The sequence below is a fragment of the Actinoallomurus sp. NPDC050550 genome (assembly GCF_040655075.1).
Classification (GTDB): Bacteria; Actinomycetota; Actinomycetes; order Streptosporangiales; family Streptosporangiaceae; genus Actinoallomurus.
The window spans coordinates 1-25,035 of the sequence record NZ_JBFAJC010000019.1; the positions used below are offsets into that span (position 1 = coordinate 1).

The 25,035-nt window shown below is 70.3% G+C and carries 26 protein-coding genes and 1 riboswitch; of the genes, 11 read left to right on the forward strand and 15 right to left on the reverse strand.

Annotated elements, in window-relative coordinates:
* Positions 1–276 precede the first annotated feature (276 nt).
* Positions 277–1,089 carry a DUF3027 domain-containing protein gene (locus AB0I04_RS25290; protein WP_360888977.1) on the reverse strand — a complete coding sequence of 271 codons (813 nt, stop codon included), beginning with the start codon at positions 1,087–1,089 and terminating at the stop codon, positions 277–279.
* A 60-nt stretch (positions 1,090–1,149) separates the two neighbouring features.
* On the opposite strand from AB0I04_RS25290, the gene AB0I04_RS25295 reads away from it, so the two are divergent.
* Positions 1,150–2,526, forward strand: a complete 1,377-nt coding sequence (locus AB0I04_RS25295) for an MFS transporter (RefSeq protein ID WP_360888980.1) — start codon at positions 1,150–1,152, stop codon at positions 2,524–2,526.
* On the opposite strand, the gene AB0I04_RS25300 is transcribed toward AB0I04_RS25295, so the two are convergent.
* On the reverse strand, positions 2,527–2,913 hold the full coding sequence (locus AB0I04_RS25300) for a cold-shock protein (protein ID WP_360888983.1): 387 nt from the start codon (positions 2,911–2,913) through the stop codon (positions 2,527–2,529).
* A 45-nt stretch (positions 2,914–2,958) separates the two neighbouring features.
* Complete coding sequence (locus AB0I04_RS25305; protein ID WP_360888985.1) at positions 2,959–3,582, reverse strand: HAD hydrolase-like protein; 624 nt, start codon at positions 3,580–3,582, stop codon at positions 2,959–2,961.
* A 242-nt stretch (positions 3,583–3,824) separates the two neighbouring features.
* Here AB0I04_RS25305 and AB0I04_RS25310 point away from each other — a divergent pair, with 242 nt between their 5' ends.
* Both AB0I04_RS25310 and AB0I04_RS25315 read left to right on the forward strand, forming a co-directional pair.
* Positions 3,825–4,235 carry a hypothetical protein gene (locus AB0I04_RS25310; protein ID WP_360888988.1) on the forward strand — a complete coding sequence of 137 codons (411 nt, stop codon included), beginning with the start codon at positions 3,825–3,827 and terminating at the stop codon, positions 4,233–4,235.
* Positions 4,236–4,341: 106 nt separating this feature from the next.
* Positions 4,342–4,959 (forward strand): helix-turn-helix domain-containing protein, encoded by a 618-nt coding sequence (locus tag AB0I04_RS25315; protein ID WP_360888991.1) that lies wholly within the window; start codon positions 4,342–4,344, stop codon positions 4,957–4,959.
* A 132-nt stretch (positions 4,960–5,091) separates the two neighbouring features.
* On the opposite strand, the gene AB0I04_RS25320 is transcribed toward AB0I04_RS25315, so the two are convergent.
* From AB0I04_RS25320 to AB0I04_RS25330, 3 genes are read right to left on the reverse strand one after another with little or no spacing between them, the layout of a single operon-like run.
* Positions 5,092–5,943, reverse strand: a complete 852-nt coding sequence (locus AB0I04_RS25320; protein WP_360888994.1) for an ABC transporter permease — start codon at positions 5,941–5,943, stop codon at positions 5,092–5,094.
* Positions 5,944–5,983: 40 nt separating this feature from the next.
* Complete coding sequence (locus AB0I04_RS25325; RefSeq protein WP_360888997.1) at positions 5,984–6,808, reverse strand: ATP-binding cassette domain-containing protein; 825 nt, start codon at positions 6,806–6,808, stop codon at positions 5,984–5,986.
* On the reverse strand, positions 6,805–7,440 hold the full coding sequence (locus tag AB0I04_RS25330) for a MarR family transcriptional regulator (protein WP_360889001.1): 636 nt from the start codon (positions 7,438–7,440) through the stop codon (positions 6,805–6,807). Before AB0I04_RS25330 ends, AB0I04_RS25325 begins: the two co-directional genes overlap by 4 nt.
* A gap of 253 nt (positions 7,441–7,693) precedes the next feature.
* Here AB0I04_RS25330 and AB0I04_RS25335 point away from each other — a divergent pair, with 253 nt between their 5' ends.
* From AB0I04_RS25335 to AB0I04_RS25345, 3 genes are all read left to right on the forward strand, one after another.
* Entirely contained in the window at positions 7,694–8,947 is a 1,254-nt protein-coding gene (locus AB0I04_RS25335; RefSeq protein WP_360889005.1) for an MFS transporter, read from the forward strand.
* Positions 8,948–9,022: 75 nt separating this feature from the next.
* The gene (locus AB0I04_RS25340; protein WP_360889008.1) at positions 9,023–11,365 is read left to right on the forward strand and encodes a helicase-associated domain-containing protein; all 2,343 of its coding nucleotides are present in this window, start codon (positions 9,023–9,025) and stop codon (positions 11,363–11,365) included.
* 278 nt (positions 11,366–11,643) lie between these two features.
* Positions 11,644–12,219 (forward strand): hypothetical protein, encoded by a 576-nt coding sequence (locus tag AB0I04_RS25345; RefSeq protein ID WP_360889011.1) that lies wholly within the window; start codon positions 11,644–11,646, stop codon positions 12,217–12,219.
* 138 nt (positions 12,220–12,357) lie between these two features.
* Here the strand turns inward: AB0I04_RS25345 and AB0I04_RS25350 are convergent, their stop codons facing one another.
* Complete coding sequence (locus AB0I04_RS25350) at positions 12,358–12,795, reverse strand: pyridoxamine 5'-phosphate oxidase family protein (RefSeq protein WP_360889014.1); 438 nt, start codon at positions 12,793–12,795, stop codon at positions 12,358–12,360.
* Between the two features lie 54 nt (positions 12,796–12,849).
* Positions 12,850–13,602: a helix-turn-helix transcriptional regulator gene (locus tag AB0I04_RS25355; RefSeq protein ID WP_360889017.1), complete on the reverse strand. Its 753-nt coding sequence runs from the start codon at positions 13,600–13,602 to the stop codon at positions 12,850–12,852.
* 77 nt (positions 13,603–13,679) lie between these two features.
* Between AB0I04_RS25355 and AB0I04_RS25360 the strand changes: the two genes are divergently transcribed.
* The 3 genes from AB0I04_RS25360 to AB0I04_RS25370 all read left to right on the forward strand — a co-directional run bounded on the left by AB0I04_RS25360 (position 13,680) and on the right by AB0I04_RS25370 (position 17,210).
* Positions 13,680–14,951 (forward strand): MFS transporter, encoded by a 1,272-nt coding sequence (locus tag AB0I04_RS25360; RefSeq protein WP_360889020.1) that lies wholly within the window; start codon positions 13,680–13,682, stop codon positions 14,949–14,951.
* Positions 14,952–15,004: 53 nt separating this feature from the next.
* Positions 15,005–15,481 carry a hypothetical protein gene (locus AB0I04_RS25365; protein ID WP_360889023.1) on the forward strand — a complete coding sequence of 159 codons (477 nt, stop codon included), beginning with the start codon at positions 15,005–15,007 and terminating at the stop codon, positions 15,479–15,481.
* 73 nt (positions 15,482–15,554) lie between these two features.
* Complete coding sequence (locus tag AB0I04_RS25370; protein ID WP_360889026.1) at positions 15,555–17,210, forward strand: DNA repair helicase XPB; 1,656 nt, start codon at positions 15,555–15,557, stop codon at positions 17,208–17,210.
* 1 nt (position 17,211) lies between these two features.
* Here AB0I04_RS25370 and AB0I04_RS25375 read toward each other — a convergent pair whose 3' ends face one another.
* Positions 17,212–17,661 (reverse strand): nitroreductase/quinone reductase family protein, encoded by a 450-nt coding sequence (locus AB0I04_RS25375; RefSeq protein WP_360889029.1) that lies wholly within the window; start codon positions 17,659–17,661, stop codon positions 17,212–17,214.
* A gap of 119 nt (positions 17,662–17,780) precedes the next feature.
* Here AB0I04_RS25375 and AB0I04_RS25380 point away from each other — a divergent pair, with 119 nt between their 5' ends.
* Complete coding sequence (locus AB0I04_RS25380; protein ID WP_360889032.1) at positions 17,781–18,479, forward strand: TetR/AcrR family transcriptional regulator; 699 nt, start codon at positions 17,781–17,783, stop codon at positions 18,477–18,479.
* 177 nt (positions 18,480–18,656) lie between these two features.
* On the opposite strand, the gene AB0I04_RS25385 is transcribed toward AB0I04_RS25380, so the two are convergent.
* Both AB0I04_RS25385 and AB0I04_RS25390 read right to left on the reverse strand, forming a co-directional pair.
* Positions 18,657–19,247, reverse strand: coding sequence for a phospholipid scramblase-related protein (locus tag AB0I04_RS25385; RefSeq protein WP_360889035.1), 591 nt, complete (start codon positions 19,245–19,247; stop codon positions 18,657–18,659).
* Between the two features lie 34 nt (positions 19,248–19,281).
* Positions 19,282–19,854 (reverse strand): TetR/AcrR family transcriptional regulator, encoded by a 573-nt coding sequence (locus AB0I04_RS25390; protein ID WP_360889038.1) that lies wholly within the window; start codon positions 19,852–19,854, stop codon positions 19,282–19,284.
* Between the two features lie 59 nt (positions 19,855–19,913).
* Here AB0I04_RS25390 and AB0I04_RS25395 point away from each other — a divergent pair, with 59 nt between their 5' ends.
* A complete protein-coding gene (locus AB0I04_RS25395; protein WP_360889041.1) occupies positions 19,914–20,414 on the forward strand; it encodes an HXXEE domain-containing protein in 501 nt (166 codons plus the stop codon).
* Between the two features lie 217 nt (positions 20,415–20,631).
* Here AB0I04_RS25395 and groL read toward each other — a convergent pair whose 3' ends face one another.
* The 4 genes from groL to thrC form a co-directional block, all read right to left on the reverse strand.
* Positions 20,632–22,263 carry a chaperonin GroEL gene (gene groL, locus AB0I04_RS25400; protein ID WP_360889044.1) on the reverse strand — a complete coding sequence of 544 codons (1,632 nt, stop codon included), beginning with the start codon at positions 22,261–22,263 and terminating at the stop codon, positions 20,632–20,634.
* A gap of 428 nt (positions 22,264–22,691) precedes the next feature.
* Positions 22,692–22,892 (reverse strand): cold-shock protein, encoded by a 201-nt coding sequence (locus AB0I04_RS25405; RefSeq protein ID WP_360889047.1) that lies wholly within the window; start codon positions 22,890–22,892, stop codon positions 22,692–22,694.
* A 404-nt stretch (positions 22,893–23,296) separates the two neighbouring features.
* Positions 23,297–23,575, reverse strand: coding sequence for a MoaD/ThiS family protein (locus tag AB0I04_RS25410; RefSeq protein WP_360889050.1), 279 nt, complete (start codon positions 23,573–23,575; stop codon positions 23,297–23,299).
* Positions 23,572–24,816: a threonine synthase gene (gene thrC / locus AB0I04_RS25415; protein ID WP_360889052.1), complete on the reverse strand. Its 1,245-nt coding sequence runs from the start codon at positions 24,814–24,816 to the stop codon at positions 23,572–23,574. The genes AB0I04_RS25410 and thrC overlap by 4 nt, the downstream gene beginning before the upstream one ends.
* Positions 24,817–24,831: 15 nt before the next feature.
* Positions 24,832–24,999: riboswitch (SAM riboswitch) on the reverse strand.
* Positions 25,000–25,035: the final 36 nt, after the last annotated feature.

Sequence of the window (25,035 nt, forward strand, 5' to 3'; positions counted from 1 at the left end):
CTCCCGTCCATTCCCGTCCTACCCGCGCCCGACCGACCTCCCGGGCCTTCCCGACCAACCCGCGCCCGACCGACCTCCCGGGCCTTCCCGATCGGCCTGCGCGCGGCCGGTCGGCCGCGCTCGCGAACCCGCCTCCGCGTCGAACGCGGCGACCGACCGGGGTTGCGGTGCGCAGGCCGGCCCCGCGAGCTTTCCCGACCAACCTGCACCCAACCGAACTCTCGGCCTGCGTCCGACCGAACTCTCGGCCCGCGCCCGACCGACCTCGCGGGACGGTCAGCTGTGGCCGAGGGCCTCCTCGTCGGTCAGTGTCGCCGACGGCACCACGTCGTAGCCCATCTCGTCGACGATAGGGGGCGCGACCTCGGCCGAGGGCGGCGCCACCACGGCCTCGGAGTGGGCGCCGCATCCGTGGTCGACGGAGACGACCTTGCCGTCGTCGGGGGCGTACTCGTTGGCGCACACGCCGAACACCTGCCGCAGTGAGCCCGCGAGCGGCACGAAGAAGCCGCAGGTCGCGCACTGTGCCGGCGCGGAACGGGCGACCGGCGCCTCCGGGCCGGACTCCCCGCCGTACCACCGGCCGGCGGCATCGTCGCGGCCCTCGACGGACAGCACGCGGGCCTTGCCGAGGCCCAGCTCCCAGCCGAGCTCGACGTCGATCTCCTCCGTACTCGTGAATCCGGGCGCCAGGCGCGGGTCGTCGGCCTGTGTCGGCAGCAGGTCGCCGGGGCCGAGGTCGCCGGGGCGCAGCCGGTCGCTCCACGGGACCCACTCGGGAGAGAGCATGGCGTCCTCGCCGGGCAGCAGCACGCTCTCGCTGACGGTGGCGTGTTTGGCGCGGGAGGCGCGGACGACCGAGACGGCCCAGCGCCAGCCACGGTAGGCCGGGTCTTGGCAGGCGAAGTAGTGGGTGACGACCCGTTCCGCCTCGGGGAGCATGCCCAGGTGCTCGCCGACGAACTCCGGCCGGGACGTCTCCTCGGCCGCCGCGCGTGCCAGATCGACGGCCTCGGCGGCGATGGCGTCGATCACAGGGGTACGGCTCCGCCTGGTGGCGGCCGGACTGGTGGAACGCACAGGACTCACATACACGATTGTCGCTCATCAATGGGCATGGGTTCGCCGCAAAGAGGCAGACTTGACGGCATGAGTTTGTGGTCACGTACGCGCGCCATGGGGCGGTCGATGCGCGGGGTGGCCCAAAAGGCCGGCCGGGCGACCCGCCGGGCCACGCACGCCGGGGGCGCGGGCGGCAGCGGGCTGGGCGCCCTGATCGAGCTGGGCGCGCTGAACAGCGCCGGGGACGCGCTGATCGCGGTGGCGCTGGCGGGCACGATGTTCTTCAGCCTTGACGTTCAGCAGGCGCGTGGCCAGGTCGCCCTTTACCTTTTGGTGACGATGGCGCCGTTCGCGCTGGTCGCGCCCCTGATCGGGCCGGTGCTCGACCACATGCGCCACGCGCGGCGCATCGCGATCGCGGGCACGATGCTGGCGCGCGGCCTGCTGTGCTGGGGGATGGCCGGGGCGGTCCTGCACAAGGATCCGGTGACGCTGATGCCCGCGGCGTTCGGGGCGCTCGTGCTGTCGAAGGCGTTCGGGGTGTCGCGCAGTGCCGTCACGCCGCGGGTGCTGCCCGACGGCCTCGCCCTGGTCACCGCGAACGCCCGCGCGTCGTTCACCGGCCTGGTCGCCGCGTCGATCATGGCGCCGCTCGGGGCGGGTCTGGTCGCCGTCACGAACGCCGGCTGGGCCCTGCGCGTCGCGACGGTCGTCTTCATGGTCGGCGCGATCTCCGCCATGCGGCTGCCGTCCCACGTCGACACGCCCGACACCACCGACGCGGGTGCCCCGGAGGGAGCCCGTACGGACGACCGGGGCCGCTGGCGGACCCTGCTGCGGGTCGGGCCGGTGGTCGGGGAGGCGATGCTCGTCAACGCGGCCCTTCGGGCGTTCGCCGGGTTCTTGATCCTCTATCTGGCGTTCCTGCTGCGGACCAAGGGGTTCGTCCAGCCGGTCTCGCCCAACATCGCACTGGGTCTGCTGGCGGCCTCCGCCGGCGCGGGCGGCTTGGCCGGAACCGGCCTGGGCGCACTGGTCAAGGCGCGGGCTCCGCGCGCGATCGTGTTCGGCACGCTGGCGACCGCGACGGTGACGGCGGCGGTGTGCGCGGCGTTCTTCGGCCTCATCGCCGCGCTCGTGGTGGCGTTCGTCGGCGCGCTCGGTCAGTCGCTGGGCAAGCTCGGCCTGGACGCGATCGTGCAGCGGGAGATCGGCGAGGAGGTCCGGTCGTCGACGTTCGCGGTGACGGAGACGGTGCACCAGCTCGTCTGGGTGGTCGGCGGGCTGACCGGACTCGGCATGTCGATCGTCGCCTCGAACGGCCACCTCGCCCTCGCCGCGGTGGCCGGCGCGCTCGCGCTGTCCCTGCTCACGCTGGCGTCCCGGTCCAGGAGCCGCCGTGCCGTACGACGCCGCGAGCGCGCCGCCGAGGGTGAGCCGAGCGTCGCCGACACCACCGCGTGACTACTGCGGATCGAGGTCGTCCGCGACCGCGCGCAGCACCTCACCGATCTTCTTGGCGATCTTGCCCTCGGGGTGCTTGCCCCGACGATAGGTGGTGGAGATGCCGTCGAGGAGCTTGATGAGGTCCTCGACGATCTCCACCATCTCGTCGGGCTTCTTGCGCTTGCCCTTGACCACGGACGGCGGGTTGTCGAGCGTGCGGACGCTCAGCGCCTGCTGTCCCTTGCGGCCCTCGACGACCCCGAACTCGACGCGCTGCCCGGGTTTGAGCGAGGTCACGCCGCCGGGCAGCGCGGAGGAATGAACGAACACCTCACCACCGTCATCGCGGGTGAGGAAGCCGAATCCCTTGTCGGCGTCGTACCACTTGACCTTGCCAGTGGGCACAGGGGACCTCGTTGCTAGCTCTTGTCCGGGCGGGTCACATCAAGGCTATTGCCTCGACGGGGAACCAGGGTTGATCAGTTCGTTCAAAGTGTCGGGGAAACGCCGCAAATCGGGCAACACGATATCGGCTCCGTAGGCCCGCAGCGCCTCCGAATCGTACGGGCCGGTGGCGATCGCGACGCTGCGGGCGCCCGCAGCCCGGGCGGCGTCGATGTCGGCGACGTGGTCCCCGGCGTACGCCGTCGCACCGAACTCCTTCAGCGCCGAGCCCTTCCCCGTGCCGAAGAGCCCGCCCGCGACGGCGTTGACGTTCAGGCCGAGGAACCGGACGGTCGCCTCGGCGTCGCGCTGGTTCTTGGCGGTGACGACGATGACGCGCCCGCCCCGGGCCCGTACGGCGTCGACGGCCGCGCCCGCACCGGGCATCGGGGACGTACGGGGAACGGCGACCTCGCCGTAGAAGGCGCGGTAACGCGCGGCCACCTCCACGACGTCCTCGGGCGGGAACCAGTAGGCGAGTTCGGTCTCCAGCGGCGGGCCGAGGCGCGAGGTCACGGCGGCCGTGTCGATGGGCACCCCGGTCTCCGCCGACAGCCTCTCGAAGGCAGCGGCGATCCCCGTACGGGTGTCGGCAAGTGTCATGTCCAGATCGAATCCCACAGCGAGCACGCGCCTTAGGGTACGTACCATGCCGACTCACGCGTGCCCGCGCCCTCCCGGTAGTGGCGATGCGACGGGATCCGAGTGGGAGGGCGCGGAGTCTGCGCGAAATCTGGATCTATTGATCTGGTCACCGGCCGGGCTCGCATTATTTGCAGGCCCATAACTGCGGTTACGTGATGCGGATATACCCAGCGGCCACCCCTCGAACCGTACAGACGGCAAATCGATCTCGAGAGTAAGAAAAGAAAATGGCGAGATGGCGCACTAAGTCGGGAAATGTCGCCCAGGATTCCGGCCGAGACGAGTCCTCCTCCGACCGGACCGTTCCGCAGGCCGGACGACACCGGCCGAACGGCGATCCACTCCGAAGCGGCCTGGCCAGAGCCGCAGGCATCGCGGCCACCGTGGTCGCGGTCGCCGCGACGGTCGTCACGGTGGTGTTGGCCCTGCACATCGCCTTCGTCGTGTTCTCCGCCAATCCCGCCAACCCGATCGTCCGGACGGTGAACGATCGGGCACAGGGATTCGCGTGGGAGTTCCGGGACATGTTCACACCCAAGGACGAACGCGTGGCGGTGCTCGTCAACTACGGGATCGCCGCCGTCGTGTACCTCATCGCCGGAAGGGTGGCAGCCGGGCTGATCCGGAGGATTCGCTGACCGTCGCCTCCGTACGCGCACTGTCACACCCTGTGAGATGACGAATCCGTACGACATCGCGCGACCGTTCCATGGCTTACGCTCTTTCTCGGAGGAGCACACGAAAATGCAAAGATCTACCCGAGAACGGATCGTCGCCGAGGCGCTCCGGCTGTTCGCCGAGCGGGGCTACGCCGCGACATCCGTGGCGGAGATCGAGGCCGCGGCCGGCCTGTCCCCAGGGGCCGGTGGGCTCTACCGCCACTTCCGCTCCAAAGAGGAGGTCCTGGCCGCCGCCGTGCGCGAGCACATCGCCCGCACCTCCGAGCAGATCGCCACGATCTTCAAGCGGTCGGCCGGGATCCAGGACCAGCCGCTGGCCGACCGGCTGAGCGCGGCCGCGTCGGCGGGCCTGGCCAAGATGCGGGAGGAGGCCGACCTCATCCGGGTCCTCTTCCGCGACCTGGACAAGTTCCCCAACCTCGTCGCCGAGATGCGCGAGGGCATCGCCAACCCCCTCTACGACCTGTTCGGCAAGTGGCTGGCCGGCCAGCCGGAGATGGCCGGAATCGACGAGGACTGGGACGCCGTCGCCCTGACCCTCGGCGGGGCGATCGTCAACTACTGGCTCGCCCAGGACGCCCTCTACGCGGCGCCCAACCGCATCGACGAAGAACGCTTCATCAACGGCTGGTCCCGCCTCGCCATGGGCCTGGTCGGCACGGCCGCCGAAGCCGTCCAGTAGCCGGCCCGGTGGGTTCGGCAGTGGTCGTCGGCCGATAGCGGCCAGGCAGATCCCCGAATCGGCCGCGGCGGACCGACCGCCGGCCAAGCGATCCGCTCAGCCGCCGGTCGGCCCGCTGCCGCCGGGACCGGCTCAGCGGACGAGCCGGCCCAGCAACGCCGACGCGGCCGTGATCCCGGCCGCCGCGGCCACCACGAGCACCGCGATGTCGAGAGGAAGATGCCCCGGCGTGCCGATCAGCAGGTTACGCAGGGCGTCGACCTCGTAGCTCAGCGGGTTGACATGGCTGATGACGCGCAGCCATCCCGGCATGATGCTCACCGGGTACAGCGCGTTCGACCCGAAGAACAACGGCATCGTGATCGCCTGCCCGATGCCCATGAGCCGGTCCCGGGACATGGCGAGACCGGCGATGGTCATTGACAGGCACGAGAAGAACGCGGTGCCGAGCATCACCACGACCACGACCCCGAGCCAGCGCACGGGGTTGACGGTCAGCACCACGCCGAGCAGCGCGGACAGCACCATGATGGCCACGGCCTGAGCGAGGGAGCGCACTCCCGCGGCGAACGCCTTTCCGGTGACCAGCGCCGCCCGCGGGGTCGGCGTGACGAGCAGCTTGGCCAGCACGCCCGCATCGCGCTCCCAGATGATCTGGATGCCGTAGAAGATCGCGATGAACAGGGCGGACTGAGCGAGGATGCCCGGCGCCAGGTAGTCCAGGTACGGCACCCGCCCGGTGGGGATGGCCCGGATCCGGGAGAACGTCTCCCCGAAGATCAGCATCCACAGCGCGGGCTGGATCGCGCGGGTGTAGAGCTCCGTCCGGTCGTGCCGCATCTTCTGCAGCTCGACGATGCACATCGCGGTCACCCGCGCGAGCGGCAGGCGCCAGGCGGCCCGGCGGGCCGACGGCTCGACCGAGCCGACCGGCGGCCGGGAGGTCGCAGGGTCAGTGGGGTCGACCGGCGGCCGAGAGATCACAGACTCGGCCGTGCCGACGGGCGGTCCCGAGGTCGCGGACTCAGCCGAGTCGGCCGGCGGTGCGCCGGGTGCGGCGCACGTCGCGGAATCCGTGTCCCGGCTCGTCGAGCCGGTCTCCGGTGTAGGCACGGAACACCTCCTCGAGGGTGGCGCCGGGTTCCAGCCCGGACTTGAGTTCGGTCGGGGTGCCGAGGGCCTGGATCCGGCCCCGGTGCATGAGCGCGATCCGGCCGCAGTGCTGGTCGGCCTCGTCCATGTAGTGGGTGGTCACCAGGACGGTCATCCCGGTGGCGTGCCGGACCTCCTGGATGCGCTCCCAGACCCCGTCGCGCGCGACCGGGTCCAGGCCGATGGTCGGCTCGTCGAGAATGAGCAGGCGCGGGGCGCTGACGAGGGCCTGCGCGAGTTCGAGGCGCCGGATCATTCCCCCGGAGTACGTCTGCGCGCGCCGGTCGGCGGCGTCGGCGAGCCCGACCGCGGACAGGACCTCCTCGACACGTTCCCGGCGATGGCGGCGCGGCACGTCGAACAGGCGGGCGAAGAGTTCGACGTTCTCCCGGCCGGTCAGCGCGGCGTCCGCGGACAACTGCTGGGGCAGGTAGCCGATCGCCCGGCGCACGGCCATCCGATGGCGTGCCACGTCGAGCCCGAACACCTCCACCATGCCCGGCGTGGCGGGCAGCAGGGTGGTGATCAGCCGGATCGTCGTGGTCTTGCCCGCCCCGTTCGGGCCGAGCAGGCCGAAGACCTCGCCCTCGGCCACCTCCAGGTCGACGCCGTCGACCGCGACGTTGCCACCGAACGCGTGCCGCAGCCCCCGGCACATCACCGCGAGCCGGTCCGCCGGTTCGCTCCCGTCGCTCATGATTCACCCCCGTCGGAAGACGCGTGCACGGATGACGCTGCCGGGCGACCGATGTCGGCCGGCTCTGTGGATGGGCTGGCCGGGCGGTCGGCGGCGTCGTCGGACGGCTGCACGAATGTCGCCGGGCGACCGGCGCTGACCGGCTCCGTGGACGGGCTGGGCGGACCGTCGGCTGCGTCGCCTGTCGGCTCCGCCAGCCGGGCGAGCAGCCGGCGCAGGGCGGGCAGCGCCGCGGCGATCGAAGCCTGGTCCTCGTCGGACAGTTCGTCGAGTCGTGCCCCGACAAGGTGGGCCCGGCGGTCCCGCCAGTCGGCGATGCGGCGGCGCGCTGCGGCCGTGAGCTCCAGCCGGGCGGCCCGCCGGTCGTCAGGGTCAGTCTCCCGGCGCAGCATGCCGGCGCGGATCAGCTGGTTGACCAGGGTGCTCACCGTGTTGTCGGCCAGCCGGAGCTCGCGCGCGGCCGCCGCCACGCTCACCCCGGGGTTGCGGTCGACGACGAGCATCAGCTCGACCTGGGCCGGGCGCAGGTCCGGCGGTGGTGTCACACCGCGCAGCCTGCGCCGTACGAGGCGGCGCATCGCCATGGTCACGTCCATGAGATCGCCGCCCAGGCGAACGCCATCGCTGCCCATAAGTCCGGATATTACCTCTTAAGCAGAGGTAATCATTTCCCCTGGGACCGACGTGGCTGTAGTGGCCAGTGAGGATTGGCGGCCGGGGAAGGGCCCTCCCTCCACTTCGCCACTCGTCACGGACGGTAAAGAAGTTGCTCCATAGTGTGGTGGTCATCACGCGTGCCGAGGAGCCCACGCCGCAGTTCCGTCCCCCCGACGGCCCGCCCGCGCAGTCCGAACGGAGCACCATGTCCGTACGAGGGGAAGAACGGTGATCGCCACGGTGCGGGGGTTCATGTCCATGGGCCGCCCCGCCAAGGTGCTGCTGATCAACGAGAGCGGTGAGACGGCCGGGCTCCTCATGCTCGCGCCGTACCTCGCCGACCACCTGACGCACCGGATCGGGCTGGCGGTCTGGCTCGTCGGCATCCTTCTGGGGCTGCGCCACTTCAGCGAGGGCCTGTTCGCCGTCGCCGGCACGCTGGGCGACCGTATCGGCTACAAGCCGGTGCTCGTGGTCGGATGCGCGCTCGAGGCCCTGGGCTGCGTGCTGTTCGGCCTGTCCACCGCCGTGCCGTGGCTGATCGGGGCAGCGCTGTTCAGCGGGCTCGCCCGCGCGCTGTTCATCCCCGCCAGGCGCGCGTACCTCGCCCAGGTGGAAGGCGACCGGAAGGTCGAGGCGTTCGCCCTGGCGAGCGTCTGCCGCCGGGTCGGGCTGCTCATCGGCCCTATCGCCGGAATCCTGCTGATCGACGCGGGGTTCGAAACGCTGTGCACGGCGGCGGCCGGGGTCTTCGTCGCCCTCACGCTGGCCCAGTGGTGGCTGCTGCCGCCCTGCGCCGGCGTCCACGCGGGCTCGGCGCGTCCGCTCTGGGCCGAGTGGCGGGAGGCGCTCGGTGACCGCGTGTTCCTCGCCTTCGCCGCGACGATGTTCGCGTCGTACTCGCTCGTCTACCAGCTCTCGTTCGGCCTGCCGATCGAGGTACGCCACGTGTCCGGAGGACGCGCCGGGATCACGGCCCTGTTCGTCCTGTCGGCCCTGCTCGGTCTCGCGGGACAGGTACGCCTCACGCGGTGGTGCGAGCGGCGCTGGACACCCGGCCAGGTCATGGTGCGCGGCCTGATCATCATGGGTGTCGCGTTCGTCCCGTTGATGTTGCCGCCCGCGCACGGCGGGCCGCTCATCCGCCTGCTCCCCATCATGCTGTGCGCGGCGATCCTGACCGTCGGCATGATGATGGTCTTCCCATTCGAGATGGCCACCATCGCCGACCTCGCCGGCGACCGCGGGATCGGGACGTACTACAGCGTCAACAACCTGCTGTCCGGAGTCGGCTCCGTCTTCGGCAACCTGCTCAGCGCCGCCGCGATGGGCCTGTCGCGCACCCTGAACGTGGCGGGCCTGCCGTGGCTCGTGCTGCTGTTCCTCGGCCTTTTCTCGGCGACCGCGCTGACCTTCGTGAACCGAAGCGGCCGGCTCCCCGCGGGCCGCCTGGCCGAGGCAGGGGTCGGGACGGCGCCCTAGCCGCGATCACGCGCGGCGTCGATTCCGTACCCGCGCGGGACCATCAGGTCGCCATCCGCGAATACCGTTGTCGTCGTGAGCACGGAGACCTACGCCGATTGGCTGCGGGCGCGCGACGACGACGGTCTGCGCGCCCTGTTCGCGGCTCGCCCCGAGTTGATCACTCCCGTGCCCGCCGACATGGGAGCGCTGGCCGCCCGAGCGTCCGCGGCATCGGCCGTGTCGCGGGCGCTCGACCGCCTTGACCGGCTCGCGCTGAACGTCTTCGAGGCGCTGCTGGTCCTCCCCACGCCCATCGCCTACGACGACCTCTTGACGGCCGTCTCCGCCGAGCCGGCCGCGGAGGCCGGCGCCCGGATCCGAGAGACCGTGGACCGGCTGCGCACCCTGGCCCTGGTGTGGGGCGAGGACGAGGCCCTCCGGGTGGTGCCGGGTGGGCGGCAGGTCATTCCGCACCCGGCCGGACTCGGCCCGACGCTCCGGGAGGCGTTCGCCTCGTATCCCTCCGACCGGTTGGCGGAGCTGCTCGGCGACCTCGGTCTGGAGTCGGTCGACGACATCCCGGGCCGGATCGCCACTTTGATCGAGGACGCGGGTCCAGAGGCGAGGGCCGCGCTGGACCGGCTCGCCTGGGGGCCGCCCGTCGGCCGGGTCGACGGCGCCCGCCGGCCCGTCAGCCTCGCCACGGCCGCCTCCCCCATCGAGCGCCTTCTCGCGCGTGGCCTGCTGGCCGCGACCGACGACCGCACCGTGACGCTGCCCCGCGAGGTCGGCCTCCATCTGCGCGGCGGCCGGGTCTTCGCCGAGTTGCGGACGACACCGCCGCCCCTCGACGGCAAGGCGCGACCGCGATCGCTCGTCGACCGCACCGCCGGCGGCCAGGCGTTCACGTTCGTGCGCACGATCGAGGACCTGCTCGACCACTGGGGCGTCGAGCCACCCGGCGTGCTGCGCGGTGGCGGCCTCGGCATCCGCGACCTGCGCGCCACCGCCGGCCGGCTCGACGTGCCCGAGTGGACGGCCGCGCTGCTCATCGAGGTGGCGTACGCCGCCGGGCTGCTCGCCCGCGACGGCGACCACGACGGCCCGGCGGGCGCGGAATGGCTGCCGACCCAGGCGTACGACCTGTGGCGGCTGCGGGACATCGAGCGCCGCTGGACCGACCTGGCCAACGCCTGGCTGCTGACCGACCGGGCATCCGGCCTAGCGGGCGAGCGCGACGACCGCGACCGGCTCATCAACGCGCTGTCCGACGAGGCCGTACGGGTGAGCGCCCCGCAGGTGCGGCGCTCGGTGCTCGGCGCGCTCGGCGACGCCGAGCCCGGGACCGTGCCCAGGGCGGAGGACGTCTTCGCCTACCTCACGTGGCAGCAGCCGCGCCGCGGCGGCACCCTGCGCGAGCGACTCGTCGGCTGGAGCCTTCGCGAGGCCGAGGTGCTCGGTGTCACCGGGCTCGGCGCCCTGTCCGGCCACGCCCGGGTGCTCCTCTCGGGCGGCGACGCGACCAAGGCGCTCGCCGCCGTACTGCCCGAGCCGGTCGACCACGTGCTCATCCAGGCCGACCTGACGGCGGTCGCCCCGGGCCCGCTCGTCAGCGACCTGGCCCGCGAGCTCGCGCTCGCCGCCGACGTCGAGTCCACCGGCGGCGCCACCGTCTACCGCTTCACCCCGGAGTCGGTACGCCGGGCCCTCGACGCGGGTCGCGGCGCAGCCGAGCTGATCGACCTGCTCAAACGGCATTCGACGACCGACCTGCCGCAGCCGCTGACCTACCTCATCGAGGACGTCGCCCGCCGGCACGGCCGGTTGCGGGTCGGCGTCGCCTCGGCGTACGTCCGCTGCGACGACCCTGCCGTCCTCGACGAGATCCTCGCGGACCGGCGCTCGGACCAGCTGCGGCTGCACCGGCTCGCACCGACGGTCCTGGCCTCCCGGATCTCCCGCGGCGAGCTGCTGGAGTCCCTGCGCGCGCTGGGGTACGCGCCGGTGGCCGAGTCGCCGGAGGGCTCCGTCGTCGTCACCCGCCTCGACGCGCGCCGAGCCGAGACCACGCACGGCATGTACGAACCGGCGCACCACTCCCAGATCGGCGTGGCCGGCCCGGACCCGTCGGTCGTGACGGCGGCCGTCCGCGCGCTCCGGGCGGGCGAGAGCGCCGCGCGGGCCGCCGTCCCGAGCGGCGCGCCGCCGCGCTCCCCTGCCATGGCCATGGTCAAGCAGCTCCGGCAGGCGGCCGATCGAGGCGCCCGCGTGTGGATCGGCTACCTCGACCAGCAGGGGCAGGCGTCCAGCCGCATCATCGAACCGGCCCGTGTGGAGGGCGGTTTCCTCACCGCGTACGACGCGACGCGGGCCGCCGTACAGCGCTTCGCCCTGCACCGCATCACCGGCGTCGCCGAGGTCGACGGCTCGCCCTGATCCACAGCACCGACGTCGTCGAGCTCGGCAGCTCATCCTGGCTCACAGCACCGCCCGCGCCGAGGTCAACGGCTTATTCTGCTCCGAAACCCGGTCGCCCTGGCCGTTTCCGGTCACCGGCATTCAGTGCTGATATTCCATGATCAATCTACGAATGTCACCGAATGCACACAAATGTAACTCTTTTGCCCTTGCGACTCACGTATCACAGAAGGCAGGGTTCGCATCGGTCGGCCGACCGTAATGCCCATGGTCATCTCTCCACAACGGGAGTTCAGATGCGCATTACCGCAAAGACCCTGGCAGCGACGACGATGACGGCCGGCCTTACCCTGACCGGAATGGCGACCGCACACGCCGCCGTCGCCGCCCCGGCCACCGCGAAAGCCCCGGCCGCCGTGAAGGTCACGGACGTCACGGCCCAGGCGTGCAAGGGCAACCCCAGCAGCAACCTGCACCTGACCCGAGCCCAGATCAAGACCCGCGCCCGCACCTGGCTCGGCAAGGTCTCGTACTCTCGGAGCAGCTACTACTGCAACGGCTACGGCCGTTACCGGCAGGACTGCTCCGGCTACGTCTCGATGGCCTGGGGGCTGCACACGTCCCAATGGACCGGAAGTCTCCTCAGCTATTCCTATGGCATCTCCAAGAAATCGCTCCGGTACGGTGACGTGCTGACCCACGACCCCCAGAGCACGTCGAAGGGCCACGTCGCGATCTTCATGGGATGGGCGAGTAAGGGCCGCCCGATCGTGTGGGAGGAGTCCCACCCCGGCACCAAGGCGGGCCAGCACACCTGGACAGCTTCCTACGCGGCCACCTTCTCGGCGCGCCGTTACAAGAACGTCCGTTAGCGCAGCTGGGGCAGGCTGATGCCGGAATCCATCAGCTCACCACGCCGAAATGGGTCGAGGGGTCATCGGCCCCGAAAACGGCCCCTCGACCCTTCCCATTTCACGCCCATATCTTCGCGGCGAAGAACCGCGCGGCGGTCATCCCCCGCGCTTGCCGAAGTCGGCGCTGGACCAGTGCGCGGGATGCATCCGGATCAGCACGAGGCCCTCTCCGCTGGTGCTCTGGAGATACCGCTCGCCGAGTTCCGGCCCGAGATAACGGTGGGCCAGCGCGGCGCGCTCGGCCTCCCCGGCCGGTTCGTCGACGGCGGTGACCGGGCCCTCCACGGTGACGTACCGGTAGGGCGGGTCGTCGTTGTGCACGCACAGCGTGACCCGGCCGGCCTCCCGGATCAGCTCGGCCTTACGGCTCTTCGCGCCGGTGATGAAGTACAACTCGCCACCAGGCTCGTAGGCGAACCACATCGGCACGGTCACCGGTGCCCGGTCTCCGCCGCTCTCGGTCACACTCAGCACGCCGAGCCGTACTCCCGCGAGGAACGCCTCGCGCTCCCCGACACTCATCACCTGCGTCACGCCGTGATGCGTAACCGGGCCGCGCCCATCGCCAACCCGTAGGCCGGCAAAGAGTCAGCGCGGGTCGGCGCCGCCCGCGTACCGGCCCGGGGTGACGCCGAAGGCGTGGCGGAACGACTCGATGTACGCGCTGGGGCTGCGGAAGCCGCTGGTGGCCGCGACGGTGGTGACCGACGCTCCGGTGGCGAGGAGTGTGAGGGAGTGGTGCAGCCGCAGCTGGGTGCGCCACTGCGGGAAGGTCATCCCCGTCTGTTCCCGGAAGAGACGGCTGAGCGTGCGTTCGCCCGCGCCGACGGCCCGCCCGAGTTCGGCGAGGGAGCGCTGGTCGGTGGGGTCGGCGGTCAGGATTCCCGCCACGTCGCGGAGCCGGGGGTCGACCGGTGTCGGCAGGCACAGCGGGAGTGCCTCGACCCGGCGCAGCTGGTCGAGGGCGACCGCCTCGAGGTTGCGCCGCTGGCGGGTGGTCAGTCCGTCGTCGTCGCTGAGCGCGATGATCACTTCGCGCATCAGCGGGGTCACCGCCAGGACGGTGGGCGTGTCGAGCCCGAGCGGGTTGACCCGGGTGTCGAAGACGAGGGTCCGCATCTGCGTCGGACCGTACGCCTGGTGGGAGTGGGCCACGGCGGCGGGGATCCACACGGCGCGGTGCGGAGGGACGACCCATGAGCCCGCGCTCGTGGAGACCTGCAGCACGCCCCGGCTCGGATGGACGAGCTGGTGCCGGGCGTGGTCGTGCCAATCGATCCAGGCGCCGTGCTGCAACGACTTGCGCGTCGGGCCGGTGAGATGTTGGCGGGTTACCGACATTTGTTGGCAGAGTACCGGAAGCCCGCTCCCTGTACCGGGCCCGATCCTGAGCACATGTGTCACTCAGGACCTCGATCATGACCGCCGAAGGGACCCGTGTCGGCGACGGAGCGCCCCGTACGGAGACCGCGAGCGAAGCGGCCGACGCCCCCGGGCCGACCAAGCCGGCCGTGCCGTCCTCGGCGTTGCGGCGGATGTGGGTGTGGGCGGTCGCGCACGCGGTCGACGACCTGTATCAGGGGCTGGTCCCCGCGAGCGTGCCGTACTTCGTGCTGGACCGTCACTACGGCTACGTGGCCGCCTCCGGGCTGACCCTCGCCGCCACGCTGGGCAGTTCGGTGCCTCAGCCGTTCATCGGCGTGGCCGTGGACCGGAAGGGGCTCGGCCGGCTGGCCGCCGTAGGCGTGGCGGTCGCCGGGCTCGGGTTCGGGCTGTCCGGCCTGGTGAACTCCTACGCCCTCGTCTGGAGCCTGATCCTGATCTCCGGGCTGGGCGTGGCGATGTTCCATCCGGCCGCCGGGAAGTGGGCTCGGGAGACGGCCGGCGACAGCACGACCGCGATGAGCCTGTTCGCCGCGGGCGGCAGCGTCGGATTCTTCCTCGCTCCGGTCCTGGCGACGCCCGCGCTGGTGTCGATGGGCGTCGGGGCGAGCGCGCTGTTCATCCCGCCCGCCCTGCTGATCGCCTTCGTCCTCCTCCGGCACGGGCGGCGAAGGGCCGGGACCGCGTCCGCGGTGGCACGGACGGGAACGGACCGGTGGCCGCCGTTCCTCGTGCTGACCGGCATCGAGATCGTGCGGTCCGTGGCCTTCTTCGGTGTCAACACCTTCATCGAGCTGTACTGGATCCGGAACCTGCACTCCTCACGCGTGCTCGCGGGCGCCGCGCTGGCGTGCTTCCTCGTCGGGGGCGTCGCCGGCACCCTGCTCGGCGGCCGCGTCGCCGACCGGATCGGCCTGGTCCGCACCGTGCAGATCGGCGGCGCGCTGGCGATCCCCGCGCTGGTCGGGCTCCGCCTGGCCCCGGGTCCGGTCGTTCCGCTGCTGTTCGCCGTGTTCAGCGGCGTCGCGCTGAACATCCCGTTCGCGGTGCTCGTCAAGCTCGGCCAGGACTACCTGCCGACGCGGCCGGGAACGGCGGCCGGAGTCACGCTGGGCCTGGGAGTCAGCGTCGGCGGCCTGATCTCCCCGGTGTTCGGCCTCATCGCCGAGGCGTACGGCCCGCGGGGCGTCTTCCTGATCCTGGGCGCGGTCCCCGTCGCCGCCCTCGTGCTGGGCCTGTTCCTCGTCGAACCGGAAGGTCCCCCGGACAATCGACTTTCGGGACGGCAAGATGGAACCAAACGGTGATCGGATGAGTCGTACTTATCCGTCATGCTTGGCGTGCCGTTTACATCCTTGGATTGTCGACCTGGGGGCTCACCGTGACATGGCAGGACCCGTATGGGCAGTACGGTCAAGGTGGCCAGAACCCGTACGGTCAGGACCCCTATGGCCAGCAGGGCTGGCAGAACACCCAGCAGGGCTGGCAGGACCCGTACGCCCAGCAGAACGCCTACGGGCAGCAGCAGGGTTACGGCTACTACGGGCCGCCGGGCGCACCGGCCGGCGGCTCCAACGGGAGCGCGGTCGCGGCGCTCGTCGTCAACATCATCTCCGCGCTGCTCTGCTGCGGCGGAATCGCCTGGCTGCCCGGCATCATCCTCGCCGCGATGGCGATGAACCGGAACAACACCGACCCGGAGTCCGCCAAGCAGCTGACCCTGTGGTCGTGGGTCTGCGTCGTCCTCAACATCGTGCTCGTCATCATCCTGTTCGTGGTGCTGTACAGCATCGGCACGTTCGCCAACCACTCGTCGAGCACCAGCGGTACGTACTGACCGATCGGGCGCGGGAAGCTTCACGGGGGTCCCGACTGTTGGACACTGAGGTTCCACCCCAGAAAGGCACCCCGTGACCGACGGCCCGCTCATCGTCCAGTCCGACAAGACCCTGCTGCTCGAGGTCGACCACGACCTGGCGAACGAATGCCGCAAGGCGATCGCGCCGTTCGCCGAACTGGAGCGCGCGCCCGAGCACATCCACACGTACCGGATCACCCCGCTCGCGCTGTGGAACGCCCGTGCCGCGGGCCACGACGCCGAGCAGGTGATCGACGCGCTCATCACCTACGCGCGCTACCCCGTGCCGCACGCGCTGCTCGTCGACGTCACCGACACGATGGGCCGGTACGGCCGGCTGCGGCTGGAGAAACACCCGACGTACGGGCTGGTGCTGGCCTCGTCGGACCGCGCCGTGCTCGAAGAGGTGCTGCGGGCCAAGAAGCTCAAGGCGATGTTCGGCCAGCGCGTCGACGACGACACCGTGGCCGTGCACCCCAGCGAGCGGGGCACGCTCAAGCAGGCCCTGCTCAAGCTGGGCTGGCCGGCCGAGGACCTCGCCGGGTACGTCGACGGCGAGGCCCACCCGATCGCTCTGCAGGAGAACGGCTGGGAGCTGCGGTCGTACCAGCGTGACGCCGCCGAGTCGTTCTGGCACGGCGGATCGGGCGTCGTCGTACTGCCCTGCGGCGCGGGCAAGACGATCGTGGGCGCCGCAGCGATGGCCCACGCGTCCGCCACCACGCTGATCCTCGTCACCAACACCGTCTCGGCGCACCAGTGGAAGCAGGAGCTGCTGCGCCGCACGTCGCTGACCGAGGACGAGATCGGGGAGTACACCGGCACCAAGAAGGAGATCCGGCCGGTGACGATCGCGACGTACCAGGTCATGACCACCCGCCGGAAGGGCGTCTACTCCCACCTGGAGCTGTTCGACGCCCGCGACTGGGGCCTCGTCCTGTACGACGAGGTGCACCTGCTGCCCGCGCCGATCTTCCGGATGACCGCCGACCTGCAGACCCGCCGGAGGCTCGGCCTGACCGCGACGCTCGTCCGCGAGGACGGCCGCGAGGGCGACGTGTTCTCCCTCATCGGCCCGAAGCGGTACGACGCGCCGTGGAAGGAGATGGAGGCCCAGGGCTGGATCGCCCCGGCCGACTGCGTCGAGGTCCGGGTGACGCTCACCGACTCCGAGCGCCTCGCCTACGCCACCGCCGAGCAGGAGGAGCGCTACCGTTTCTGCTCGACGACGGCGACCAAGACCTCGGTCGTCGAGGCCCTCGTCGAGCGCCACCGCGGCGAGCAGTTGCTCGTCATCGGCCAGTACATCGACCAGCTCGACGAGCTCGGCGAGCGACTCGACGCACCGGTGATCAAGGGCGAGACGAAGATCAAGGAGCGGGAGCGGCTGTTCGACGCCTTCCGCAGCGGCGAGCTGTCCGTCCTGATCGTCTCGAAGGTCGCAAACTTCTCCATCGACCTGCCCGAGGCCTCGGTGGCCATCCAGGTCTCGGGGACGTTCGGGTCGCGGCAGGAGGAGGCACAGCGGCTCGGCCGCGTCCTGCGCCCGAAGGCGTCGGGCAAGGGCGCGCGGTTCTACTCGGTCGTCGCCCGCGACACCCTCGACCAGGACTACGCCGCCCACCGGCAGCGCTTCCTCGCCGAGCAGGGCTACGCCTACCGCATCGTCGACGCCGACGCCGTCTACTCCTCCGACGAGGAGATCTGACCTAGTCGATCCGGAACACCGGGACGGTCGGCGCGACGGCCACGAGCAGCTCGTCGTCGGCGTTCTTGATGTCCACGTCGAAGAACCGGGCGACCTCCCAGCCCCACCGCTTGAAGTAGTGGCGCAGCAGCAGGGGCTTCTGGTCGTCCGGTAGTTCCGTGATGGTGAACGACTCGACCCGGCGGCCCAGGCGCAGCTCACCCCCGCCGGCGACACGGATGTTGCGCACCCACTGGGTGTGGCCGCGCGGGGCGACCAGATAGCGCGTGCCCTCGTGGGTCAGCAGGTTGACCGGGGTGGTGCGCCACTCCCCGCTGGTACGGCCCCGGACGGCGAGGACCCGCGTCCCGAAGAGGCTGACCCCCTTCCGGGTCAGGAAGTGCACGAACTTGTTGAAGTAGATCTCGATCCCGGCGCCCTGGACGTAACGGGGCTCGGTGGTGGCGGTCATCTCGACTCCTTTGTGAGCAGTGCTCTCTCTTAAGAGCAGTGTGCACCAGAGGATGTCGGCGAAGCAAGAGCACTGCTCTCGAATTTGTGCGCCGATCTCATCCCTGTCAGACTGTGCCCATGAACGCGAGTCGTACCGCCCGCGAGCGAGCGAGGGCCGAACTGACCCAGGAGATCAAGGACGAGGCGCGCCGCCAGTTGGCGGTCTCCGGCGCCCAAGGGCTGTCGCTGCGCGCCGTGGCCCGCGAGCTCGGCATGGTCTCCTCGGCGCTGTACCGCTACTTCGCCAGCCGCGACGACCTGCTCACCGCACTGATCATCGACGCGTACTCGGCACTCGCCGACGAGGTTGAGGCCGCCGACCGGGCTGCGGCCACGGCCGGCTTCCGCGCCCGCTGGCAGGCGATCTGCCGGACGGTGCGCGCCTGGGCGACCGCGCATCCCCACGAGTACGCACTGGTCTACGGCTCACCGGTGCCGGGATACCAGGCGCCCGAGACGACGATCGCCTCGGCGACCCGCGTGCCCATCGCCATCATGTCCATCATCCGCGACGCCCACGAGGCCGGCGCATTGGCCGCCCCGCGCGACGAGGACGCGATGCCGCCGGTCCTCACCGAGCAGACCGCCCGCATCGCCGCGTTCATCGGACCGGACGTCCCCGGCCACCTGCTCGTTCGAGGCGCCGTGGCCTGGACGCAACTGTTCGGCATGGTCACGTTCGAACTGTTCGGCCAGTACGCCAACACCCTCGACCCCGCCGACGCCTTCTTCGACCACACCGTCGCCCGCATGGCCCGCCTACTCGGCCTTCCGTAACCGAAGGCACTGTGTCGGCGGTCGGCGACCCAGCGAGAAGTGGCTGTGGCCATGGGGGTGTCGGCCCGCGGGTGTCCGCGATCGAGCACGGCGACATGAACAAGGTCGAGGTCGCCAGGTGATCATCGGCGGTTGCCGCGTTCTATCGGCAGCGACCGCCGACGATCATGAGGGGGCTTACTTCTTGTTCTCCCTCAGGACCACGTCGATGGTGATGGCCGTGGAGATGACGAGGGTGCGGAGCGGGTCGGGGAGCTGGTACGGGATCTGGACGGCGTAGCGGTCGGCCGTCGTGAACCAGGCGGCGGCGAGGCCCTCCCACTGCTTGTTGACCTGAGCGACCTCGACGCCCTGCCAGTCGGTGACCCGGAAGTCCCAGGCGAAGAAGTCACCGCGAATCTCGCCGATCTGGCGGTCCTGCGGGTCCAGCATCGTGAAGCGCGGCTTGAGCCCGAAATGGCATTGGATGGCGCCGATCGGCTGGCCGTTCGGCCAAGTGATCTTCACCTTCGGCGTCGCCAAGGCGAACGGCTTGTCGATGATCAGCATCGGCGCGCCGTCGGGGCGCATCACGTGCAGGGTGTGCCGCGTGTTGTTCGAAAGATCCGAGAACATGAAGCGCATCGCCTTCTTGCCCCCGGACAGGTTCGGCTCGCCGACGATCGCGACCGGTTGCCCCTGGGCGTTGAAGACGGTGTATTTCGACTCGACCGCGAACACTTTTTTGGGCTGCTCAACGAGCAGAACGGGAGAGTTGAAGAGATCCACAGGCAGAAGTTTACGTTTTTTACCCTACCTACGCTTACGTATGGCCGGCTCCGCTGATCACCAGGTCGAAAATCGCCGACGCCGACGCGGCCGGGGCCGGAACACCAAGGACGATCGGCCGGTACAGCGCCGGCCCGACGATGGCGTCCATCAGCAGCTCCGGATCCACATCGCCGCGCAGCCTCCCCTGGTCGACCGCCCGGCGGATGAGCGTCCGCGCCCGGTCCCGCAGCGGGTGGACGAAGCGCCGCCGGTACTCCTCGGCGAGGGCACGATCGGCCATGAGCTCGGCGGAGAGGGCCGGAAGGGCCCGGCCGGCGACGGTCTCGGCGAGCCGCTCGTACGTCACCTCGAGCAGTCGCCGCAGGTCTTCGAGGGGGTCGCCGCTCTCCTCGACCGACCGGTCCCCGAGCTGCGCGGCGATGGCGTCGAGTACCATCTCGCCCTTGGAGGGCCAGCGACGGTAGATCGTCGTCTTGGCCACTCCCGCGCGCCGGGCGACGTCGTCGACGCGGAGGGCGGGGTAGCCGCCCTCGGCCAGGAGTTCCAGGGTCGCCGACAGGATCGCGCGGTCACGAGCCGCGTCCCGCGGCCTTCCGATACTCACAGTTGCGTATTATGCCGAACGCTATTTACGCTACTCGTAGTTTCGTTATGGAGATGATCATGGTCGGATGGAAGCGGTGGTCCTGGGCGCTGGCGGGCGCGTTCGCGCTGCACAACACCGAGGAGGCGCTCACCATGCGCCGTTTCCCGAGCCTCGCGGGCTGGCTCGACCAAGCGGGCCGGCTCGACCAGGGCGCCCTCAACGGGCTCATGGCGGCGATCTCCGGGCTCGGCGTGGTGGCGGTCGCCGTCGGGACGACGGGCCGGCCCGCCGCCTGGAAGCCGTACCTGCCCGCGGGCATGGCCGGGGTGATGCTGCTGAACGTGGCACTCCCCCACGTGCCCGCCGCCGTGGCCGCGCGCGGCTATGCGCCCGGTCTGGTCACCGCCCTGGGCCTCAACCTGCCGATCGGGGCCGCGGTGCTGCGGAGCGCCGTACGGGAGGGCGCGATCTCCCGGCGCGGTCTGCGCCGCACGATGCCGGTCGCGCTCGGCGTCCTTGCCTGCGCTCCCCTCGCTGTCGCCGCCGCCCGCGCGGTCTCTGTCGGAGGGCGTCGCTAGCGTTCCGGCCGTGACGGCGAACGTGGCGTCCTCCTGGGACCGGATCATCACCTGGCTACAGGCGCACGCGCCGACGACCGGCTCGTGGACGCCGAATTCGACGGCAGACTTCTGAAACGCTGACCGTCGTTCTTCTTCGACTGGGTCTGAACAGGGATGGGCGGGCATGCGAAAGGGGCGGTCCCAGCACCGCGGACCGCCCCCTAAGCGAGTGGACTCAGAAGTCCATGCCGCCCATGCCACCGGAGGGGTCGCCGGCCGGAGCCTTCTCCTTCTCCGGCTTCTCGGCGATGACCGCCTCGGTGGTGAGGAACAGCGCCGCGATGGACGCGGCGTTCTGCAGCGCCGAGCGCGTCACCTTCGCGGGGTCGATGATGCCCGCGTCGAACATGTTGACGTACTCGCCGGTCGCGGCGTTGAGGCCCTGACCCGGCTCGAGGTTGCGGACCTTCTCGGCCACCACGCCGCCCTCGAGGCCGGCGTTGATCGCGATCTGCTTCAGCGGCTCCTCGAGGGCGCGCTTGACGATCGCCGCACCGGTCGCCTCGTCGCCTTCGAGCTCGATCTTGTCGAACGCCCTGGCGCTCGCCTGCAGCAGCGCGACACCACCGCCGGGCACGATGCCCTCCTCGACGGCTGCCTTCGCGTTGCGAACGGCGTCCTCGATGCGGTGCTTGCGCTCCTTGAGCTCGACCTCGGTGGCCGCGCCGGCCTTGATGACGGCGACGCCGCCGGCCAGCTTGGCGAGGCGCTCCTGGAGCTTCTCGCGGTCGTAGTCGGAGTCGGAGTTCTCGATCTCCGCGCGGATCTCGTTGACGCGGCCCGCGATGTCGTCGGGGTTGCCGGCGCCATCGACGATGGTGGTCTCGTCCTTGGTCACCACGATGCGCTTGGCCTGGCCGAGCATGTCGAGCGTGGTGTTCTCCAGCTTGAGGCCGATGTCCTCGCTGATGACCTGGCCACCGGTCAGGATCGCGATGTCCTGCAGCATGGCCTTGCGGCGGTCGCCGAAGCCCGGGGCCTTGACGGCGACGGACTTGAAGACACCGCGGATCTTGTTGACGACCAGCGTGGCCAGGGCCTCGCCCTCGACGTCCTCAGCGAGGAGGATGAGCGGCTTGCCGCTCTGCATGACCTGCTCGAGAACCGGCACGAGGTCCTTGTTGGCCGAGATCTTCGAGCTGACGATGAGGATGTAGGGGTCGTCGAAGACGGCCTCCATGCGCTCGGGGTCGGTCACGAAGTAGTGCGACACGTAGCCCTTGTCGAAGCGCATGCCCTCGGTCAGCTCGAGCTCCAGACCGAAGGTCTGGCTCTCCTCGACCGTGATGACGCCTTCCTTGCCGACCTTGTCCATCGCCTCGGCGATCATCTCGCCGATCGAGGGGTCGCCCGCGGAGATGGAGGCCGTGGAAGCGATCTGCTCCTTGGTCTCCACGTCCTTCGCGATCTTGGAGAGCTCCTCGCTGACGCGCTCCACGGCGGACTCGATGCCCCGCTTCAGGGACATCGGGTTGGCGCCGGCGGCCACGTTGCGCAGGCCCTCGCGGACCAGCGCCTGGGCCAGCACGGTGGCCGTGGTGGTGCCGTCACCGGCTACGTCGTCGGTCTTCTTCGCGACCTCTTTGACGAGCTCGGCCCCGATCTTCTCCCACGGGTCCTCGAGCTCGATCTCCTTGGCGATGGATACACCGTCGTTGGTGATCGTGGGGGCGCCCCACTTCTTCTCCAGAACGACGTTGCGGCCCTTGGGACCGAGGGTCACCTTCACGGCGTCGGCAAGCTGGTTCATGCCGCGCTCGAGGCCGCGTCGCGCGTCCTCGTCGAACGCGATCATCTTTGCAGCCATAAGCTCCAGATCCTCCCGGAACGGGGTGGCTATCACTGGATCGAGTCGACGCCCGCGACGGACGACCCCGTCCGGCGACTTCCATGCCGTCGCCGGGCGCGAGGCCTCATCGCCTCGATCACTTCGTTGGCACTCTCAATAGTAGAGTGCCAACCGCTTGTTTAGCACTCTGCCCCCGAGAGTGCAAGCGCGGTCCGCTCTCACCAGGGTGAACTTCTCGCCATCTCGCGCCGGCGCCCTCCCCAGCACGCTATAACGCCAGGTCTGCGGGGTTACGCCAGGGCCCTGACCGCGTACGACCGGGAGCCCAGAAACCCGCACGGCGACGGCCAGAGGGGCCGTTCACGGTCAGCGGGCCGAGCGGGGGAGGCGTTCGGACGGCCGGAGGCCCGGCGCCGAAGCGCCGGGCCTCCGTCGGGCTATGGGACTCAGAGTGCCCGGACCGCGTCCGCCTGGGGACCCCGGTCGCTCTGCGTGATCTCGAACTCCACCCGCTGCCCCTGCTCGAGGCTGCGGTAGCCATCCGACTGGATGGCCGAGTAGTGCACGAACACATCCCTGCCACCGTCGACCGCGATGAAGCCGTAGCCTTTGTCCGCGTTGAACCATTTGACGGTGCCTTGCGCCATTCCTAACAACTCCCACCAGGGCAATTCCCGTGACCATTGGCCACGGCCACTGATTCGAGCCCGCCGGACCACTGCGGAACCCGCCGATCGCCCGCCGACTCGGCTGCGGCGGCCATCGCCGACCCTACACACGGCTACCGTCCGTGGAACAGCCTTTACCCGAGAAGTGCGCGCGGCCGATGTCGGTCAAAAAGAGAATCCCTCAGGCGGAACTAGCGACGTCTACCGATAAATCCGTATACGCGGGCCCGAATTACCGCGCGGGAGAGCGGAGTGGGAGCCTCTGCCTCGGTCGTTTCGGCTGCCGAACGCACGATCCCCGGTGGTCACCGGGTCCGTAGACTCGGCGACCACCGGGGATCGCGGGTACGTCCTGATCACGGGGGGTCACCCCCGAGGAGGGCTCAGCCGCCGGCGACGGCCGGGATGATGGAGATCTGGACGCCGTCCGGCGTCGGCGTGTCGAGCCCGTCGGCGAACCGCACGTCCTCCTCGCCCACGTAGACGTTGACGAACCGCCGGATCTTGCCGTTGTCGTCGAGGATGCGCGCCGCGATGCCGGAGTAGCTGGCCTCCAGGTCGGCGACGACCTCGCGCACGGTCGAGCCCGTCGCCTTCACCTCGGCCTCACCTCCGGTGTAGCTCCGGAGGATCGTCGGGATGCGGACACTGATCGAGCTCACGCCAGACCTGCCTTTCGGAATGCCTCGATGGTCGGAGCGATGTTCGCGGACGGCACGGCCACCGGGGCCACCGCGTCAAGGGTCTTGAGACCGTCGCCGGAGTTGATGAAGACGGTCTCGGCGTCGGGGTCGAGTGCGCCGCCGGCCAGCAGCTTGCGGAGGGCGCCCAGCGTGACACCGCCCGCCGTCTCGCCGAAGATGCCCTCGGTGCGGGCGAGCAGCGCGATGCTGTCGACGACCTCTTCGTCGGAGACGTCCTCGATGGCCCCGCCGGTGCGGCGCACGGCGTCGAGGACGTACGGCCCGTCGGCGGGGTTGCCGATCGCGAGGGACTTGGCGATCGTGGCCGGCTTGACGGGCTGGACGACGTCGAGCCCCGCCTTGAAGGCCGCCGAGACGGGCGAGCAGCCGGTCGCCTGCGCTCCGAAGATCTTGTACGGCCGGTCCTCGACCAGGCCCAGCTTGATGAACTCCTGGAAGGCCTTGTCGATCTTCGTGAGCTGGGAGCCGGACGCGATCGGGATGACGATCTGCTCGGGCAGCCGCCAGCCGAGCTGCTCGGCGATCTCGTACCCGATGGTCTTCGAGCCCTCGGCGTAGTACGGCCGCACGTTGACGTTGACGAACGCCCAGTCCTCCTGCTCGCCCGCGAGCTCCGAGGCCAGCCGGTTGACGTCGTCGTAGTTGCCGTCGACGGTGACGAACGTCCCGCCGTACACCGCCGTCGTGACGATCTTCTGGCGTTCGAGGTCGGACGGCACGAACACGGCGCTGCGGATGCCGGCGCGCGCCGCCGCGGCGGCGACCGCGTTGGCGAGGTTGCCGGTGGACGGGCAGGCCAGGACCTTGAACCCGAGCTCGCGGGCGGCGGCCAGCGCGACCGCCACGACCCGGTCCTTGAACGAGTGGGTCGGGTTGCCACTGTCGTCCTTGACCCACAGCGACCGCAGCCCCAGCGACTCGGCGAGGTTGTCCGCGCGTACGAGGCGGGTGAAGCCGGGCTCGGTGTTGGGCGTGTCGACGACGTTCGACGGAACGGGCAGCAGGCCGCGGTAGCGCCAGATGTTGCGCGGGCCGGACTCGATCTGCTCCCGGGTCACGCCGGCGAGGTCGTAGGAGACTTCCAGGGGCCCGAAACAGAGCTCACAGGCGTAGCGAGGGCCCAGATCGTAGGATTCACCGCATTCACGGCACGTCAGTGCGGTCGCGGGGCCGAGGTTTCGGGCGGCGGACTGCGACATGGAGCGAGGCCTCTCTCCTCATCTTTCCCGTGCCACCTTGGTCACGAGCCGGAGTTGGCACCTGTCCCGGGCGGCCTCGCTGTCAGCGCGAGTTGGTCGCGTGCGAAGCACGCGGTGAACCGCATCTCCGGGAGGGTTGCCGGGGCTTCAACGGGCCGGTCCCTCCACCCCTCTGGATGAGCTTTATGAAGTTGTCTGTTGACCTGTATACGTGACTGA